The 3,084-nt window shown below is 53.2% G+C and carries 1 rRNA gene; it reads right to left on the reverse strand.

The annotated features are described in order from the left end of the window. Positions 1-48: 48 nt before the first annotated feature. Positions 49-2,881, reverse strand: a 23S ribosomal RNA gene (locus IV512_RS19575). Positions 2,882-3,084 lie beyond the last annotated feature (203 nt).

The following is a 3,084-nucleotide window of genomic DNA, read 5'->3' on the forward strand; positions in this document are numbered from 1 at the left end:
TGAACGGCACTTGCAAAGGATTTGCCGTGCCCCCGAAGGGGCACGTCGTTGCGCAAGCCGTACGGGCAATTAGTACCACTCGGCTACCGACATTACTGCCGTTGCACCTATGGCCTATCGACGTGGTCATCTCCCACGGCCCTTTAAAGAAATCTCATCTTGCGGTTGGTTTCGCGCTTATATGCTTTCAGCGCTTATCCAGTCCCGACATAGCTACCCGGCAATGCCCCTGGCGGGACAACCGGTGCACCAGCGGTCGGTCCGACTCGGTCCTCTCGTACTAGAATCAGGTCCGCTCGAATTTCTAACGCCCGCAGTAGATAGAGACCGAACTGTCTCACGACGTTCTGAACCCAGCTCGCGTGCCACTTTAATGGGCGAACAGCCCAACCCTTGGGACCTTCTCCAGCCCCAGGATGTGACGAGCCGACATCGAGGTGCCAAACCCCCCCGTCGATATGAGCTCTTGGGGGAGATCAGCCTGTTATCCCCGGCGTACCTTTTATCCTTTGAGCGATGGCCCTTCCATGCGGAACCACCGGATCACTATGCTCTTGTTTCCAACCTGTTCGACCTGTATGTCTCACAGTCAAGCGCCCTTGTGCCATTGCACTCTACGTACGATTGCCGACCGTACTGAGGGCACCTTTAGAAGCCTCCGTTACTCTTTTGGAGGCGACCACCCCAGTCAAACTACCCACCACGCACTGTTCCCTCAAACGAGGGTTAGGCCCCGGACAAGCAAAGGCTGGTATTTCAACAATGGATCCAACGCACCTGGCGATGCGCCTTCAAATCCTCCCAGCTATCCTACACATTGCTTGACCAAGGTCAATACGAAGCTATAGTAAAGGTGCACGGGGTCTTTTCGTCCCACTGCGGGTAACCGGCATCTTCACCGATACTACAATTTCACCGAGCTCATGGCCGAGACAGTGTCCAGATCGTTGCACCATTCGTGCAGGTCGGAACTTACCCGACAAGGAATTTCGCTACCTTAGGACCGTTATAGTTACGGCCGCCGTTTACCGGGGCTTCAGTTCAACGCTTCCTCCCGAAGGATTTACGTCTCCCCTTAACCTTCCGGCACCGGGCAGGTGTCAGGCCCTATACTTCATCTCTCGATTTCGCAGAGCCCTGTGTTTTTGATAAACAGTCGCCTGGACCTCTTCACTGCGGCCCCCCATAAGGGGGCGACCCTTCTCCCGAAGTTACGGGTCTATTTTGCCTAGTTCCTTAGCCATGAATCTCTCGAGCGCCTTAGAATGCTCATCCCGACCACCTGTGTCGGTTTACGGTACGGGCCGCACATCTCGCTTTTCTTGGAAGTCGATACACTGGATTATCACCTTGGCCGTAGCCTCGGTGTACTATCGGGGCGTTACCGCTCCCTTCAACGTGCAATTCCGTCTGCACGCACCAACTTCTCGCCTCCGTCGCTTTCAATGATGTGCGGGTAGCGGAATATTAACCGCTTGTCCATCCACTTCCCCCTTCGGGTCCGCGTTAGGTCCCGACTGACCCCCGGCTGATTAGCATAGCCGGGGAAACCTTGGTCTTTCGGCGTGCGGGTTTCTCGCCCGCATTATCGTTACTTATGCCTACATTTTCGTTTGTAGCTCCTCCAGCGCCCCTCGCGGGCTCGCCTTCGACGGCACTACAATGCTCCCCTACCCCTTGTATAAATACAAAGCCATGGCTTCGGTAATATGCTTATGCCCGATCATTATCCATGCGGAACCGCTCGACCAGTGAGCTGTTACGCACTCTTTAAATGAATGGCTGCTTCCAAGCCAACATCCTGGCTGTCGGTGCAGTTCCACCGCGTTTTGTCAACTTAGCATATATTTGGGGACCTTAGCCGATGGTCCGGGTTCTTTCCCTCTCGGACATGGACCTTAGCACCCATGCCCTCACTGCGCAGAAACGTTTTATAGCATTCGGAGTTTGTCAGGAATTGGTAGGCGGTGAAGCCCCCGCATCCAATCAGTAGCTCTACCTCTATAAAACTATCTACACGCTGCACCTAAATGCATTTCGGGGAGTACGAGCTATTTCCGAGCTTGATTGGCCTTTCACCCCTACCCACAGGTCATCCCAAGACTTTTCAACGTCAACGGGTTCGGTCCTCCACTATGTGTTACCACAGCTTCAACCTGCCCATGGGTAGATCGCACGGTTTCGCGTCTACTACTACTGACTCAAGCGCCCTGTTAAGACTCGCTTTCGCTGCGGCTCCGGACCTTAAATCCTTAACCTTGCCAGTAAAAGTAACTCGTAGGCTCATTATGCAAAAGGCACGCCGTCACCCCAATGGGGCTCCGACCGCTTGTAGGCGTATGGTTTCAGGATCTATTTCACTCCCTTGTTCAGGGTTCTTTTCACCTTTCCCTCACGGTACTGGTTCACTATCGGTCTCTCAGGAGTATTTAGTCTTGGCGGATGGTCCCGCCGGTTTCACACAGGGTTTCACGTGCCCCGCGCTACTCAGGATACCGCTATCTTGCAGATCTTTGCCTATACCGGGCTATCACCGTCTATGGCCGTTCTTTCCAAAACGTTCTAGTTCATCACTGTTCGAATGTCGCGGTCCTACAACCCCGCACATGCCGGAACATGTACGGTTTGGACTAATCCGGTTTCGCTCGCCGCTACTCCCGGAATCACTTTTGTTTTCTCCTCCTCCGGCTACTTAGATGTTTCAGTTCACCGGGTTTGCCTCCTTTCGGATGTCATACCTTCAGTATAACGGGTTGCCCCATTCGGATACCTGCGGATCATATCGTATGTGCCGATCCCCGCAGCTTTTCGCAGCTTATCGCGTCCTTCGTCGCCTCTGAGAGCCTAGGCATTCCCCATACGCCCTTATCCAGCTTGTCGCCGTCCTTTTGTTTCGCTATTCTATTTGCGTACTCTTTACTTAAAAAATTCGTGTGTTTTTCTTCAAAGTACATCTCTATAAAAAAAATGTACCCTGTCCCAATATGTCAATGAACGTTGTCGTGAGCCACGACAGGCATTAAATGCCCATCTGTCCCATCCACGGTACCTCGAGAACGAACCTAATCGTCCCTGGCATCGCCT

Origin of the sequence: Pseudozobellia sp. WGM2, assembly GCF_017810075.1 — a bacterium.
In the GTDB taxonomy this organism is placed as follows: Bacteria; Bacteroidota; Bacteroidia; order Flavobacteriales; family Flavobacteriaceae; genus JADNYK01.